Source organism: Mannheimia haemolytica, from assembly GCF_004342115.1.
GTDB lineage: Bacteria > Pseudomonadota > Gammaproteobacteria > Enterobacterales > Pasteurellaceae > Mannheimia > Mannheimia haemolytica.
Genome location: NZ_SMAC01000019.1, coordinates 15698 through 31409 on the forward strand (window position 1 = coordinate 15698; position 15712 = coordinate 31409).

The following is a 15712-nucleotide window of genomic DNA, read 5'->3' on the forward strand; positions in this document are numbered from 1 at the left end:
TTAATAAAATTATTGTTATAACCATACTTTATTAGATTTTAAAGCTCAGCTTTTACAGCTGAGCCATTTTTGTTTTTTTGAATATGCTTTCCCCTTATCAATTAGTCTTAATTAACCTACTTTATATCTTCGGTATTGGTCTAAATATTGTACTGCTTAGGTTTCTCAGTTTGCATTTTGATCCATTAAATAATAACGGTGTACGCTTCCTAATTGGTGGACTCACTTTATTGGTTTTTATTTTCTGGAGATTCCGCACATCGCTGTCTCAGCTGATTAAAACTCCAAAATTGATTGCGATTTCTCTATTTGTCGGGTTAATGATGTCCGCAAATATGTATTTTTGGCTAAAAGGGGTCAAAATTACAAATGCTGTTACCGCCTCTATTTTTGGGGTATTGGCAATGCCATTTGGCGTGATTATTGCCGCCATATTCTTTCAAGATGAAAGAGAACGCATTAAAAGCAAAGCTTTCTGGTTCGGCTCAATTTTAACGATCATCGGTTCACTTGGATTTATTTGGCACGGGAAAACACTCTCGATTGGCGAAGGATTTATTCTTGGTTCTATGTTCTTATTTCTGTCAATTATTATCCGTAACATACAAAACCTAGTTGTAAAATTCGCTCGAGAGCTGAACGTATTTACACTAAGTTGTGTAACATCTTTGACTACTTCACTCTCAAGTCTATTACTTAGCCAACAAGCAGGTAAATTTAATGAGCTTTTTACTGCACCAAACTGGCTACTATTCTCTCTGATGGCTGCTGGTATTTATGCGATTATGATCGGAATGGTATTAACCTTTCACATTATCCAAACCCAAGGACTGATAACCTACCAAGTATTGGAACTATTAATGCCGGTTTCAACAGCCATCATTGCTTATATTTTACTGGACGAACGTATTTCCATTGTTCAAATGGGCTTTGCTTGTATTGTGATTTTAGGCTCAAGTATCGCCTTAAAGTTAGTAAAATATCCTAAGCACTATTAGGATCTTTGCTAATTAATATTGGTAAAATTACATTTGGTTTACTAATCTGGGCGTTCATTAGTAATGATAAACAAGCGGTTATTTTTTATTATTTTTTGGTAAATACTGATAGTCATGTATAAAAACCTTTCTTTGCTTTCACCGACTTATCCATTTGACCTTGAATTCATCGCCGGTCTTACTCAATGTGAGAAAGGCAACTATCTTGATTCTATTGTCGATAGGCAACAAGGGATGCAAGGTTATATGTTGCAATTAACTACTTTTGGGCATGGCTCTGTTTCTGATGGTAAACACGTCTTTTCAGCCCATCGAGGTCAATTACTCCTATTTACACCCAATGCAGTTCAGCACTACCATCGTCACCCAGAAAGCCAATATTGGCACTATAAATGGGTCTATTTTCTGCCTAATCCAAAGTGGAATAAATGGCTGAATTGGTCAAATATGGAAGAAAAAATAGGGCGGATCACCATTAGCGATGACCGTTACTTTCAGGAAATCAGCCAACTTTTCAGTAAAATTGAATTAGAACTTAAATCCAGTAAATTTTTTAAAGAAGATATTGCAACAAGTTTGTTGGAATACTTACTTATGAAATGTATTTCCGCCGAGAAAATTGAGGTTATTCCTGTCATTGATCAACGCATTTTGACAGTTTGTGATTTAATCTTAACGAATTTGGCTAAAAATGAGAGCTTAGAAGCAATGGCAGAAAAAGTATTTTTATCGCCATCTCGCCTCTCACATCTTTTCAAGCAATCGCTGGGGATCAGCTTAGTGCAATGGCGGGAATTACAACGCATTTCCGAATCCAAAAAATTGCTTTATTTCTCTAACATCTCTATCTCTAATATTGCGAAATCCTTAGGCTATGAGGATTCTCTCTACTTTTCCAAAATTTTCAAAAAGCATACCGGGCTGTCACCCTCTGAATTTAGAACCTTAGAACGGCGTAAAGACAGTGAAATGTGATCTTGATCTCACTTTACTTTGCATAGCAGAATTTTCCATATCGATAACAAAAAGTTACCTGTTTTTCTCTCACTCAAAAGCATAAGATACAAACAGCTTTAATAGTGCTGTTTCTATTAGAGAAGGGATATCAAGCTCTGTGAGTGATATTCAGTGAAATAACTTCTTATGTATGAGGGAAGAACAATGAAAAAACCAACGTTCAAGCACGCATTATTTTCAAGTATTTTAGCTTTAGCCTGTTACGGTTCGGCATTTGCCAATGATGTTGTTAATATCTCCAAAATTGACGGTATGCCGTGGTTTAATCGTATGGCAGAGGGTGTTGTGCAAGCAGGTAAAGATAACAACATCAATGCTTATCAAGTTGGTCCATCAAATACCGATGCTCCACAACAAGTAAAGTTAATTGAAGATTTAATTGCGAAAAAAGTTAGTGCTATTTCCATCGTCCCTAACGATGCAAATGCCTTAGAACCGGTACTGAAAAAAGCGAAACAGAACGGCATTGTGGTATTGACCAATGAGTCAGTAGGACAACCTAGTGCCGATTGGGATATTGAAATTATCGATAATGCACAATTTGCGGCAGACTATGTAGAAGAAGTAGCAAAAGCTATGGGCGGAAAAGGCGGCTATGTGATTTATGTTGGTGGTTTAACCGTGCCTCAACATAATCTGTGGGCTGATTTATTCGTGAAATACCAGAAAGAGCATTATCCAGATATGTTTGAAGTGACCAGCAGAATGCCTGTTGCCGAAAATATTAATGATGCACGCCGTACCACCATTGATTTAGTGAAAGCCCATTCCGATCTTAAAGCGGTCGTTTCTTTTGGCTCACAAGGTCCTATTGGTGCAGGGTTGGCAGTGAAAGAAAAACGCTTAAAAAATAAATTAAGTGTCTTCGGAATGATGATTCCTTCCCAAGCAGCCAATTTAATTAAGAGTGGTGATATTACGATGGGCATTACCTACGACCCGGCAAATGCAGGTTATGCTTTAGCTGCTGTCGCTGCCAAAGTATTAAAAGGCGAAAAAATTGAGGACGGATTAGAGATCCCAACGGTTGGTAAAGCCAAAGTAGATAGTGAGAAAAAACTACTTCAATTCCACAATGTACTGAAAGTCACCAAGGAAAATATCGATAAATTATATTAATTTGCGCTGACATATGGGCTGATAACCAGCCCATATTTTCCCCTCAGGAGGCACTTATGGCATTTATTTCGATGCGGCATATCAGTAAAACATTCCACGGCATAAAAGCATTAAATCAAGTCAATCTCTCATTAGATTATGGTGAAGCACTTTGCCTTGCCGGTCAAAATGGTTGTGGAAAATCAACCTTGATCAAAATTCTTTCCGGCGTTTATCAACCGGATAAAGGGGCTGAAATTCAAATTGGTGCAACCCAATATACCAAGCTGACACCACAGGAATCGATTGATAAAGGCATTCAAGTGATTTATCAAGATTTAGCCCTCTTCCCCAATTTAACCGTGGCAGAAAATATTGCCATTAACCTGCACCGAAAATTTGGCTGGGTGAGTCAAGATCACATTCATCAGGTTGCCCTCACTGCTATTCAAAGCATTAATGCAAATCTAGATCTGAATGCAATATTAGAAGATTTACCGATCGCTCAACAACAGTTAGTCGCTATTTGTCGAGCGTTAGCACAAAATGCCAGATTATTGATTATGGACGAGCCGACCGCCTCACTTACTGCAAAAGAGGTCAAAGATCTGTTAGATGTCGTCATCAAACTTAAAAGCAAAGGCATTAGCATCATCTTTGTCAGTCATAAATTGCAAGAAGTAATGAGTGTTTCCGATAGCGTATTAGTGCTGAAAGATGGCAATATGGTTGGGCAATATCCTATCCATGAAATGAATGAAAAACGCCTTGGTTTCCTAATGACTGGGCTGGAAATCGATTACAAGCGGTTAGATTTGCCGGATTTTTTGCAAAGAAAAACCGTATTGGAAGTCCGCAATTTAACGCTGCCTCATCAGTATCAAGAGATTAACTTTTCGCTACGAGAAGGGGAAATTGTTGCCCTTACAGGATTGCTCGGTTCAGGGCGTACTGAGCTTTGCCTAAGTTTATTCGGCATTACTCAACCACAATCCGGCGATATTTTATTAAACGGTGAAAAAGTGATATTTAACACTAACCGTGATGCCATTGCCAAAGGGATTGCTTATGTATCGGAAGATAGAATGCACACCGGGCTGATTATGGCAGAGTCGATTCATCACAATATTATTTCGACTATTTTTCACAAAATCACCGATAAATTACAGATTATTCAATCCTCGAAGGCTTATGCAAGTAGCCAAGCCTTGATTGATTCATTAAAGATTAAAGTATCCGATTCAGATTTGCCTGTTAATACCCTTTCCGGAGGGAACGCACAGCGAGTTTCGATTGCAAAATGGCTGGCAATCGACCCCAAAATTATTATTTTAGATGCCCCGACTATTGGGGTCGATATCGCCAATAAAGAAGGGATCTTCCAAATTATTAAATCATTGGCTCAGCAAGGCATTGCAGTTATTTTTGTGACTGATGAAGTGGAAGAGACCTACTACAACAGCCATCGGGTAATTGTAATGAAAAAAGGTCGCATTGTTGATGAAATCTTGCCGGCATATTCCAGTGAAAAATCGATTGCGGAGGTTATTTATGAAAATCAGCAATAATCATATTCTTTCCAGTACGTTACTGATTTTAATCCTATTATTAACCCTATTTACCCGTGATTTTGCAACTATTGAGAACCTTTATGATGTTGTAAATAATTACGCAATGTTAATGATTTTAGCTTGTGGTTTATTTGTGGTATTGCTGTCTGGCGGCATTGATATTTCTTTCCCTGCTATCACTATTATTTCCCAATATGTTATGGTCACTCTGATCGGTAAATATGATGTAGGATTTGCCGGCGTTTTTGTTATTTCTTCCACCATCGGCATATTATTAGGTTTTATTAATGCTCTATTTGTTAATCGGCTTAGTGTCCCTTCCATTATTATTACGATCTCAACACTCAATATTTTTTATGGCGGACTACTCTATTTTACCAAAGGTGTATGGCTTTATGAGTATCCCGAATGGTTTACCCAAGAAATCGTGTTCTTTAAACAGATAACTGCTGAGGGAGTGGAATTTGGATTATCGTTTCAAGCATTAATGGCTATTTTGGCGGTGATATTAACCGGCTTAATTACCAATAAACTCACTATTGGTCGAAAAATTTACGCTCTTGGTGGTAATCCGGATGCAACCTCCCGTATTGGGTTTAATCTCTTATTTCTCCATCTATTTGCATACGGTTATATGGGCTTTATGGCAGGCTTGGCAGGCATAGTGCAATCTTATACCGTACAATCTGTCGCACCGGATTCACTACTGGGTTATGAATTAACCGTCCTAGCTGCCGTTGTATTAGGTGGTGCTAGTTTATCAGGTGGTAGAGGCACCCTGCTTGGTACAGTAATGGGCGTAATGTTACTGGCGATTATTCAAAACGGGCTAAATTTAATGAATGTATCGTCTTACTGGCAAACCATTATTACCGGTATCATCATTATCTTAAGTATTAGTGCAACAGCCTTAAGTCAGCGGAAAAAACAAGGAGCATAACGATGAAAAGTAAACTGGATCCAACGATTTTCTATCTCTTAGCACTCTTCGCAGTTGCAGTTATCGCCTTTAGTATTTTCATTCCGGATATTTTTTGGTCTGTCAGTAACTTTCAATCTATGGCATCACAAATTCCAGTATTAGGTATTTTAACCCTAGCAATGGCATTACCGATGTTAACAGGTGGAATAAATCTTTCCATTATTGCCGGAATGAATGCTTGCTCATTAATTATTGCCTACTTTATTACGCAATATACCGGTATTTCTTGGTTATTTATTGCTATTTTATTAAGCCTTTGCTGTGCCTTAGCCATTGGATTACTCAACGGCACATTAATTGCCATTATTCGTGTTTCACCAATTTTGGCAACCTTAGGCACAATGACTTTAATTAACGGCATTAATATTCTAGTCACTAACGGTTCAACCATTGCGAACTTTCCGGAAACAATGTTGAGTATTAATGCTTCAACCTTTTTATGGATTCCGCTACCCATTCTAATCTTTCTCTTTCTTGCTGGGCTGATTTGGTTTTTCTTAGAAAAAACTGCAATGGGTAAAGCGGTTTATTTCATCGGCAATAATGAAAAAGCCACCTATTATTCGGGTATTAATACCAAAAAAGTGCTGATTTGGGTTTATGTTATCTCCTCAATTCTTTGTGTATTTGCAGCTATTTTGATGATGTCTAAACTCAATTCTGCAAAAGCCTCTTATGGTGATTCCTATTTGTTGATCTCCATTTTAGCCGCAGTATTGGGCGGTATTAACCCTGATGGAGGTAAAGGGAAACTATTAGGGATTATGCTCGCCTTAGTTTTATTACAAGTGATTGAAAGTGGCTTAAATATGCTCGGCATTAGCAGTTACATTACAATGATTTTATGGGGAAGCTTATTGTTATTCTTTATCTTCCTCCAAAAAAATCGCCTTTTCCGACTAACACAGTAATGGTGGTAGATTATGCAAAATGAAAAACAACTCATTGAACAAGGTAATACTGTTATTGGTATTGAATTGGGCTCAACCCGAATTAAAGCGGTGTTAATTAGCTCAGATGGGACGATTTTAGCAACCGGTGGGGCGGATTGGGAAAATCGACTGATTGACGGTATTTGGACCTATCATCAAAATGAAATATGGGAAAAACTACAAGCTGCTTATATGGATTTAAGCAAGACAGTCAAAGAAAAATATCACACAACCATGCGCACAGCCAAAGCATTGGGAATTAGTGCGATGATGCACGGCTACTTACCTTTCGATAAACACGGAAATCAGCTGGTTGCCTTTAGAACTTGGCGAAACAACATTACCCTAACCTCATCGGAAAAATTGACCGCACTCTTTCAATACCCAATTCCGCAACGTTGGAGTATTGCTCATTTACACCAAGCATTGCTTAACCAAGAGCCTCACTTGCCGGAAATTGATTACCTGACAACCCTCTCAGGTTATGTGCATTGGCAACTGACCGATCACAAAGTGTTAGGGATTGGCGATGCTTCCGGTATGTTCCCGATAGATACTGAGTTGAAATCCTACAATCCAACAATGCTGGCTCAATTTGATCGAGCCATTGCCGACTACCGTATGCCTTGGAAATTGGAAGCGATTTTGCCACAAGTTCGTGTTGCTGGTGAACAAGCGGGCAAATTAACCGAAAAAGGTGCAAAATTGTTAGATCCAACCGATAATTTACAAGCTGGCATTCCACTTTGTCCACCTGAGGGTGATGCCGGAACAGGTATGATTGCAACCAACTGTATCAAAGAAAAAACCGGTAATATTTCTGCCGGCACCTCCGCATTTGCAATGATTGTGTTAGAAAAAGCCCTATCCAAAGCCTATTCAGAGCTGGATATTGTGACGACCCCGGCAGGTAAATTAGTGGCAATGGCTCACGCTAATAATTGCACCTCTGATATTAATGCGTGGGTGAATTTATTCGGCGAATGCTTATCGGTTTTTGGCGTAAATATCTGCACCGAAGAACTTTATGAAATGTTATTTCTCCATGCCTTGCAAGGCGATGCAGATTGTGGAGGGCTATTATCCTACGGCTTCCACTCCGGTGAACATAATGTCGGTTTATCCGAAGGCTGTCCGGTTTTCTTGCACCCAACGAATGCCCATTTTAACTTAGCAAACTTTATGCGAACCCATCTCTATACCGCTTTTGGTGCAATGAAATTAGGAATGGACATTCTCATTAACCAAGAAAAAGTGGAAATTTCCCGTATTCTCGGTCACGGTGGTATATTTAAAACAGAAGGTGTTGCACAAAAAATTCTGTCTTCCGCACTGAATATTCCATTGGCTACCGCAAGTACTGCTTCAAATGGCGGAGCTTGGGGAATTGCATTACTGGCAGACTTTCTCAGCGTATCAGACCGTTACCGTTTAGAAGAATATTTAGATAATTGCATTTTCAACACCACCAAACTCAATCTGGTTCAACCGGATAAAACAATGAGTGAAGGTTATGAACGCTTTATGCAACGTTATAAGCAAGGCATTCCTGTGGTAGAAAAAGCGCTGTTTTTAAATACAGATTAAATAATTTAAGTATCACAAGCGGTTATTTTTGCCAAAAACGACCGCTTGTTATTTACATTTGTACAAAAAATACCTACTATAAAGACGCATTTGTAAAATGTGCATTGATATATCGCAAGTTTTGTGTATAGGAAATGAACTAATTACTGTATCAATCAGTCCCTTTCTTCATCGTTATACCCTCTTGCAAATCCGATTAATCTATCCTTAGTTAAGGTGTTTTATGTTAGCGATTTGGCAAAGTTTTAAACAAAATTATCTAATCAAATATTGGAATCCTGTTGCAGCAGTGATCGCAGCTGGTATTATTTCAGCTTATTATTTCGGCATTACTGGCACTTATTGGGCGGTTACAGGGGAATTTACCCGTTGGGGCGGTCATCTGTTAAATGCTTTGGGTGTTGATGTTTCGAACTGGAGCTATTTTCAACTCATCGGCTTAGACGGCACCATCTTTACCCGCATTGACGGTGTGATGATTCTCGGTATGTTTGCCGGCTGTCTTTCTGCTGCATTATGGGCGAACAACGTCAAATGGCGTAATCAGCCACATAAAAAACGGATTATCCAAGCCTTGATTGGCGGTGCGTTAGCCGGTTTCGGAGCCCGTTTAGCAATGGGCTGTAACCTCGCCTCTCTTTTTACCGGTATTCCGCAATTCTCCGTCCACGCTTGGTTTTTCACCTTTGCGACCGCCATCGGCACTTACTTTGGGGTAAAAGTGACTTTATTACCGATGTTTAGAGTGAAATTAGAGCTGAAAAAAGGGGCAGCAAAAATCAAAGAAAACGATCCGAAACAAGCTAATCGCCGTTTTTGGGTTGGTATGCTCATTTTTATCACTTATCTTTCTGCTTCCCTTTATGTAATGCAATCCTCAATCAAACTTGGTTTTGCAATGCTTTGCGGCTTAGCCTTTGGCTTATTGATTGAACGAGCCCAAATTTGCTTTACCTCCGCTTTCCGTGACTTATGGATTACCGGACGGGCTTATATGGCAAAAGCAATTATTTTCGGCATTATTGCCGGCACAATCGGCGTGTTCTCTTATATTCAGTTAGGTGTTTCACCTAAAATTTTGTGGGCTGGCCCAAATGCCATTATCGGCGGCTTATTATTCGGATTTGGCATTGTGCTTGCCGGCGGCTGTGAAACCGGCTGGATGTACCGTTCAATGGAAGGACAGGTTCATTTTATGTGGGTCGGCGTAGGCAATGTAGTCGGTTCAACCCTGCTGGCTTACTACTGGGACGACTTAGCTCCGGTGCTTACCCTTGATTATGAAAAAATCAACCTACTCAAAGAATTTGGGCCGGTTGGCGGATTATTCGTGAATTATGGCTTATTAATTCTTTGCTTAATTGCTGTGGTTTGGTGGGAAAAACGCTTCCTTGCCAAAGCGAAGGCAAAATTGGCAACTGCGTAATCTTTTTAATTTATTTTCAACCAACAAGAGGAAAATGACTATGGCATTCACCGTTGTGCAAAAACTAGATAAAGATCCGAAAGACATCACGCCTGATTACACCTTAGATACCTTAGGCGAACCTTGCCCTTACCCTGCGATTACGATGTTAGAAACAATGCCTCAACTACAAAAAGGCGAGATATTGGAACTGTTAAGCGATTGTGCCCAATCGATTAATAATATTCCGATTGATACTAAAAATCACGGCTATACCCTATTAAGCGTGGAACAAGACGGCACTAAATTACGCTATTTAATTCAGCGTTAATTGCAAAACATTAGTGAAAAACGACCGCTTGTCGTAAAATAGCAACTATTCAAGAGCCTTGTAACGCAAGGCTCGTTTTATTCTAAGAGGTAAAAGAAAAATGAATAAATACGCTTTACTTGCAATATTTTGGTTTATTATTGGCATTTATGCTTTACTTTTTCGTGAAAGCACCAATGATATACCACCTTTTCCACATTTTGATAAAGTAAGCCATTTTGCCTTATTCTTTATCCAGATTTGGTTATCTGCAAACGCCTTTATCCGCTCAAAGAAAGGGATACCTTATTTCGGGTTAATAATTTTTGCCTTACTCTATGCTTTCACCAGCGAATGGGCTCAGGCAACCTTCACCTCAACCAGAGAAGGATCTTGGCTTGATGGACTGGCAGATATGCTAGGTGCATCACTTGCATTATTGCTAGTAAAATATTGCAAAAAATAAAGCATAAAAGACCACTTGTTATATGGTTTAGCCATACTACAAGCGGTCATTTTTTACCAAAATTATGCCATCAACTCATCAATCAATTCTTTCACTGTTTTAATGCGGTCAATCGCTGAAATGCCATTGCCCACCGACACATAGCCGTTTTCAAAATCGCCTTCCAGCATACCCAAACGCATTCCTGTGCTAGCGTTCATCACTTTGGCGATTTCAGAACGAGTTGCCCCATTTTCACTCATTTCAAAGCATTTTTTCGCTAATTCAGTCGGCAGTGAACGGTAGTAATGTGGTTCAGTACGGAATAACAGCAGATCATTGGCATTTGCCTCCACAATCCAGTTTTTCACTTTTTCGCTTGCACGGCATTCTTCGGTGGCGATAAATGCCGTGCCAATCCACACGCCTTCAGCCCCAAGCGTTAAGGCAGCCTGCACCGCTTTTTTATCGGCAATACCACCAGCCAGCATTATCGGCAAATCCACCTTGCCCACAAATTCCGCCAGCACATTAAAACTGCCTACCTCTTTCATCGGCAAAGTACCGCCCTCATCAAAACCCGTCAGCACCAAAATATCTGCTCCCAATGCTTGGGCTTTTAAAGCGTCCGCCAAATTGGGGTTAGGCAAACGGCAGATGATTTTAATGCCAGCAGCTTTGAATTTGGCGTAAATCTCTGGGTCAAGCCAGCCGTTATCCAGCACCACAGGCACACGCTCTTCAATGAATAAATCCACCATTAACGGAATCAGCGAAAAATCATAAGACAAAATAAATGGTACGCCAAAAGGCTTATCGGTCAATGCCTTAACCTTACGAATCTCGTTACGCATACGGTCAAGTACTTCTTCGTTGGAAGTTGGATTGGTGGGTTGCCCTGCGTGTGGGGCTAAAAAACCAAGCCCACCAGCCTCGGCAACGCTTGCTACCAGATAAGCGTCCGTCAGCCAAGACATTGGCGCTTGGACGATAGGGTGCTTGATATTTAAGATTTGGGTAATGCGGTTCATTGGATTTTCCTGTTTGAATAAAAAGAATTGGACGTAGTTTAATGGTTTTGGATTTGAGAGGGAATGCGTGAAAATGGGAAGGTGGTTTTCGGATTTGGAAAATTATCAATGCTAAAATACTTGAAATACACACGCCAATCCTCATATCAACAAAATTGAATATTTAATTATGGTAAAAGAAAATGTCTATTAGATGGGAAAACATCAAGCCCTTACAAGGTTCTCAAAATAGTGCTTTTGAAGAGCTAGTATGCCAATTGGCACGCCAAGAATTTAAATCTCAAGGAAAATTTACTCGAATTTCTGCACCTGATGGTGGGATTGAAGCAATGTGTGAATTGCCAGATGGTTCCGTATGTGGTTGGCAAGCCAAATATTTTTTAAGCTCATTTTCTTCATCACAATGGCAACAAATTGAAGATTCCTTTAAAGAATCTTTAAAAAACTATCCTAAACTAACCAAATACTATGTTTGTGTGGCAACCGATAGAGCAAATGCCAATGTATCTGGAAAGAAATCATTTCTTACCAAATGGGAGGAGTATACCCAAAGATGGAAAGACTTTGCTCAATCACAAGGTCGTGAAATAGAATTTGAATTTTGGGGAAGTTTTGAATTATCTGACTTATTATCAAAACCTGAAAATGCAGGCAAAAAATTCTTTTGGTTTAACGAAAGCGAATTATCTGACAAATGGTTTGAACAATACAATCAACAAGCCATTAATAATCTTGGTGTGCGTTATACACCTGAAATTAATGTTGATTTACCTATTGCAATGCAATTAGAAAGCTTGGCAAGAACCCAAATTTTCAAAAAACATCTGAGTGATGAATTTCATAAATTGTTAGTAGAAATTAAATCACAATACAAATCTCTTTATCGTTACGAAGCGTTGGAAAATCATTTTGAACCTGTATATGAACTTTTGATTAACAAACTTAACTTATTAAATATAAATAATTTAGAAACAACAATTGATATTCATCTAATAACTAAAAAAATTAATACATTAATAGAATACTTTCAAGATTTTTCAAAAAACAATCTAAACAACGAAAAATCCAATAATAATGACTATTATCATTTTAGAAATTTAATTAATGGTTTGGAAGACATTATTCAGATTTTAAATTCATCTGAATTATCATTATTTAATGGTAAAGTGCTTGTTTTAACTGGTCAAGCTGGTAGTGGAAAATCTCATTTATTGGGTGATTTTGTCCAAAAAAGACAAAATTCTGGAAAGTATTCTTTGTTGTTATTGGGGCAGGATTTTACAGAAAAATCCAATGCTTGGAATCAAATCTTATCCAAACAATTAAATCTTAATATCACACCCGAAGTATTTTTATCCGCATTAGATAGTATCGGAGAAATGCAAAAAGAACGGGTTATTTTAGCCATAGACGCCTTAAATGAGGGTGAAGGGAAATCATTATGGAATAACCAACTTAATGGATTAATTGAGTTGGTAAGTCAATATCCAAATATTGGACTGGTTCTGAGTGTGCGAGATAGCTACCAAGATATTATTTTTAATAAATTAAATATTAAAAATCAGGATAAATTGTGTTATATCAAGCACACAGGGTTTATAGATAATGAATTTGAAGCCATTCAAATATTTTTTCCTTATTATGGCTTGCAATTACCAAGCATTCCTTTGCTTAATCCAGAATTTTCCAACCCATTATATTTAAAATTATTTTGTGAATCTTTGAAGTATCAAGGGGAAACCTGTGTTCCAAAAGGTCATAAGGGATTTAATCACATTGTAAAATCTTATTTAGATGGTATTGAAAAACGCATTTGTGAACAAATTGAACAGGATATTGGTTCTCATCTGGTTCAAAGAGCAGCTAATGTTATTGCCAAATTACAATTGGAAGAAGATAAATATAGTTTGGATTATATGACGGTTAAGAGAGCAATTTGTGATGAATTAATAGTAGATATTGCAGAAACAGATGCCAAAAAATTTCTTGATTATTTAATCAAAGAAAATGTTATTAGTAAAAATGCTTACTATAACAGAGATGAAGAGTATATTTATTTTAATTATGAACGAATTGGGGATTATCAAAAGGCCAATTTAATATTAAAAAATATTCATAATCAAGACGATTTTGTTCAATGGTTAAGCACTGAACAAGGAAAAAAGCTATATAGTAGAGTTGGCTATGATAAGGGCGTATGGGAAGCATTAAGTGTATTGTTGCCAGAACGATTTGATTTTGAAGTATTTGAAGTGATTGATTATTCAAAGGAATGGTCTTGGTTTGAGATTATTGTAGAAAATCTCTTTTGGAGGCAGCCTGAAAAAATCAATATGCAAAAACTACATCAATTTTTCAAAAATAGTCCATATTTTAATCAAGCAACTTGGATTAATATTTTATATCAACTGGCTACCGAAATTAACCACCCATTAAATATAAAATATTTACATAACAAACTTTATTCTTTTTCTTTGGCAGATAGAGATGAGATTTGGACAGCTTTTATTGCTTTGGAGTCTGATCAATGCCCAGCAATTGAACGATTACTAACTTGGTGTCAGAAATCAAGTGGTCAAGAAAATATTGAACCTGAAGCACTATTATTGGGTGCAATTGCTGTTAGTTGGCTATTTACTTCTACCGATAAACGAAGTAGAAATGGCTATATTAATGCACTGGCTCATTTATTATGGAATAGATTGGAAATTGCATTGGCGTTATTCAAGGAATTTATAGAGGTTAATGACCCTTATGTTATGGAAGGTATTTTATCTGCCATTCACGGAGCTGTTGCTTATTCTGAAAATTCATCTGGCTTAAAAGCACTTGCATTAGAGATAGATAATCAAATATTTAATCAACCTGAAACAGAAGAAATTTATCCCAATGTTTTGGTTCGTAATTATGCTCGCCATATTATTGAATACTCTTTGCAAAAAGATGAATATTCATCAGATGATATTGAGATAATCAGAGAAAGAATTACGCCACCTTATAGAAGTTCATTTCCCCAAAACTTACCAACCAATGAAGAAATTGATAAAAAATATCATTCTGATGGACAAAGAATCATTATCCGTTCAATGACAACTGAATATGGTCGTGGTATGTGTGGATATGGTGATTTTGGCAGATATACTTTTGAAGCCAAATTCCGAAATTGGGAGAGTTATAAATTCGGCAATCTCATCAATGTTGATTTATTAAGTAATTATGCTTGCCAAATGATTTTTGAGCAATTTGGCTATGATGACAAGAAGCACCTTGAGTTTGATAAAGAAACTCGTTCAAGATATTGGCGAAGAGATGATACTAATAAAATTGAGCGAATTGGCAAGAAATATCAATGGTTGGCTTTGTATGAAATCTTGGCAAGGGTGATGGATAATTTTCCTGCTTTTTCTAATCGCTATGCCGATGAAATAGGGCTTGAATATATTACTAATTTGGACAACTTTTATCTACCCAAAACCCAAATTAAAATTGTACCGCCAACTAAAACAGATGTATTTTTTCAATACATAAATCAAAAACAATGTAAAACAAAACACTATTTTACCATTCAAAATGATGAATTAATTGATGATTGGGTAAAAATAAATGATTTTCCTGATGTTAGTAATCTTTTGGAAGTAACGATTAATGATGAACAGTGGCTTGTTCTAGAAAGACACGATGATTTTCGTGAATTAGCAAAATTTGGGCAAAAAGAAACTTATGATAGGCAAATGTGGTTACAAATTAGAAGTTATTTAGTTAAAGAATTTCAATTTTCAAAAGCAAAAAATTGGTTGGCACAACAAGATTTTATGGAAAGATGGATGCCAGAAGGTAATGAACACTATGGAATGAATATTCATCAATTTTTTGCCGAAAATACATTAAATGAGTGGCAAGAAATTTATCGACATAGGGAAAATGAATCGCCTTCATTTAAGGTAATACCTAGTGTCGATTCTCACACTTGGGAATCTACTTATGGCAATGACGGCATTTCATTTTATGCGCCAATTCCTATGCTTTATCACGGAATGAAAATGAAAAATGCGATTAAAGATGGTTATTGGGTTGATTTACAAAATAATTTGGTTTGCTTTAATCCAGAGATAAATGAAAAATTTCAAAATAGCTTACTGGTTAAAAAAGACAAATTTTTGGATTTTTTAAAAGAGCATAAGTTAAAGTTAGTTTGGACTGTGTTGGGTGAAAAACACGCTTATAAAGAAAGTAAATTTTTACAAGAACTTTCAGGCGTTTATTATCTATATGGTAAAAATCAACAAGTCCAAGGCAGTATTAAACATTTGGGGCCGTAGTAGATTAGCATCACTGC

12 protein-coding genes are annotated in these 15712 nt (G+C 37.4%); 11 read left to right on the forward strand and 1 reads right to left on the reverse strand.

The genetic code is table 11. The annotated features are described in order from the left end of the window. The first annotated feature begins 83 nt into the window (after positions 1 to 83). The 10 genes from EDC41_RS08110 (at position 84) to EDC41_RS08155 (ending at position 10366) form a co-directional block, all read left to right on the forward strand. Entirely contained in the window at positions 84 to 998 is a 915-nt protein-coding gene (locus EDC41_RS08110) for a DMT family transporter (RefSeq protein WP_006250929.1), read from the forward strand. Positions 999 to 1112: 114 nt separating this feature from the next. Next, on the forward strand, positions 1113 to 1973 hold the full coding sequence (gene araC, locus EDC41_RS08115) for an arabinose operon transcriptional regulator AraC (protein WP_006250927.1): 861 nt from the start codon (positions 1113 to 1115) through the stop codon (positions 1971 to 1973). 186 nt (positions 1974 to 2159) lie between these two features. Next, complete coding sequence (locus EDC41_RS08120) at positions 2160 to 3134, forward strand: substrate-binding domain-containing protein (RefSeq protein WP_006250926.1); 975 nt, start codon at positions 2160 to 2162, stop codon at positions 3132 to 3134. Between the two features lie 56 nt (positions 3135 to 3190). After that, complete coding sequence (locus EDC41_RS08125) at positions 3191 to 4681, forward strand: sugar ABC transporter ATP-binding protein (protein ID WP_115262410.1); 1491 nt, start codon at positions 3191 to 3193, stop codon at positions 4679 to 4681. Further along, entirely contained in the window at positions 4665 to 5624 is a 960-nt protein-coding gene (locus EDC41_RS08130) for an ABC transporter permease (protein ID WP_006249433.1), read from the forward strand. The genes EDC41_RS08125 and EDC41_RS08130 overlap by 17 nt, the downstream gene beginning before the upstream one ends. 2 nt (positions 5625 to 5626) lie before the next feature. After that, the gene (locus tag EDC41_RS08135) at positions 5627 to 6577 is read left to right on the forward strand and encodes an ABC transporter permease (RefSeq protein WP_006250925.1); all 951 of its coding nucleotides are present in this window, start codon (positions 5627 to 5629) and stop codon (positions 6575 to 6577) included. Between the two features lie 12 nt (positions 6578 to 6589). Continuing rightward, positions 6590 to 8185 (forward strand): xylulokinase, encoded by a 1596-nt coding sequence (locus EDC41_RS08140; protein ID WP_006250924.1) that lies wholly within the window; start codon positions 6590 to 6592, stop codon positions 8183 to 8185. Positions 8186 to 8408: 223 nt separating this feature from the next. Further along, positions 8409 to 9611, forward strand: coding sequence for a selenium metabolism membrane protein YedE/FdhT (gene yedE, locus EDC41_RS08145; RefSeq protein WP_006250923.1), 1203 nt, complete (start codon positions 8409 to 8411; stop codon positions 9609 to 9611). A gap of 40 nt (positions 9612 to 9651) precedes the next feature. Continuing rightward, on the forward strand, positions 9652 to 9921 hold the full coding sequence (gene yedF / locus EDC41_RS08150) for a sulfurtransferase-like selenium metabolism protein YedF (RefSeq protein ID WP_006250922.1): 270 nt from the start codon (positions 9652 to 9654) through the stop codon (positions 9919 to 9921). A gap of 100 nt (positions 9922 to 10021) precedes the next feature. Next, positions 10022 to 10366: a VanZ family protein gene (locus tag EDC41_RS08155; protein WP_006252939.1), complete on the forward strand. Its 345-nt coding sequence runs from the start codon at positions 10022 to 10024 to the stop codon at positions 10364 to 10366. A 62-nt stretch (positions 10367 to 10428) separates the two neighbouring features. Here the strand turns inward: EDC41_RS08155 and EDC41_RS08160 are convergent, their stop codons facing one another. Then, on the reverse strand, positions 10429 to 11376 hold the full coding sequence (locus EDC41_RS08160; protein ID WP_115262397.1) for an NAD(P)H-dependent flavin oxidoreductase: 948 nt from the start codon (positions 11374 to 11376) through the stop codon (positions 10429 to 10431). Between the two features lie 182 nt (positions 11377 to 11558). Here EDC41_RS08160 and EDC41_RS08165 point away from each other — a divergent pair, with 182 nt between their 5' ends. Then, the gene (locus EDC41_RS08165) at positions 11559 to 15695 is read left to right on the forward strand and encodes an NACHT domain-containing protein (protein WP_020824053.1); all 4137 of its coding nucleotides are present in this window, start codon (positions 11559 to 11561) and stop codon (positions 15693 to 15695) included. Positions 15696 to 15712 lie beyond the last annotated feature (17 nt).

What these genes read in the sequence shown, in the direction of transcription:
- EDC41_RS08110 (WP_006250929.1), top strand. Translation starts at nt 84, where the DNA reads ATGCTTTCCCCTTATCAATTAGTCTTAATTAACCTACTTTATATCTTC.
- araC (WP_006250927.1), top strand. Translation starts at nt 1,113, where the DNA reads ATGTATAAAAACCTTTCTTTGCTTTCACCGACTTATCCATTTGACCTT.
- EDC41_RS08120 (WP_006250926.1), top strand. Translation starts at nt 2,160, where the DNA reads ATGAAAAAACCAACGTTCAAGCACGCATTATTTTCAAGTATTTTAGCT.
- EDC41_RS08125 (WP_115262410.1), top strand. Translation starts at nt 3,191, where the DNA reads ATGGCATTTATTTCGATGCGGCATATCAGTAAAACATTCCACGGCATA.
- EDC41_RS08130 (WP_006249433.1), top strand. Translation starts at nt 4,665, where the DNA reads ATGAAAATCAGCAATAATCATATTCTTTCCAGTACGTTACTGATTTTA.
- EDC41_RS08135 (WP_006250925.1), top strand. Translation starts at nt 5,627, where the DNA reads ATGAAAAGTAAACTGGATCCAACGATTTTCTATCTCTTAGCACTCTTC.
- EDC41_RS08140 (WP_006250924.1), top strand. Translation starts at nt 6,590, where the DNA reads ATGCAAAATGAAAAACAACTCATTGAACAAGGTAATACTGTTATTGGT.
- yedE (WP_006250923.1), top strand. Translation starts at nt 8,409, where the DNA reads ATGTTAGCGATTTGGCAAAGTTTTAAACAAAATTATCTAATCAAATAT.
- yedF (WP_006250922.1), top strand. Translation starts at nt 9,652, where the DNA reads ATGGCATTCACCGTTGTGCAAAAACTAGATAAAGATCCGAAAGACATC.
- EDC41_RS08155 (WP_006252939.1), top strand. Translation starts at nt 10,022, where the DNA reads ATGAATAAATACGCTTTACTTGCAATATTTTGGTTTATTATTGGCATT.
- EDC41_RS08160 (WP_115262397.1), bottom strand. Translation starts at nt 11,376, where the DNA reads ATGAACCGCATTACCCAAATCTTAAATATCAAGCACCCTATCGTCCAA.
- EDC41_RS08165 (WP_020824053.1), top strand. Translation starts at nt 11,559, where the DNA reads ATGTCTATTAGATGGGAAAACATCAAGCCCTTACAAGGTTCTCAAAAT.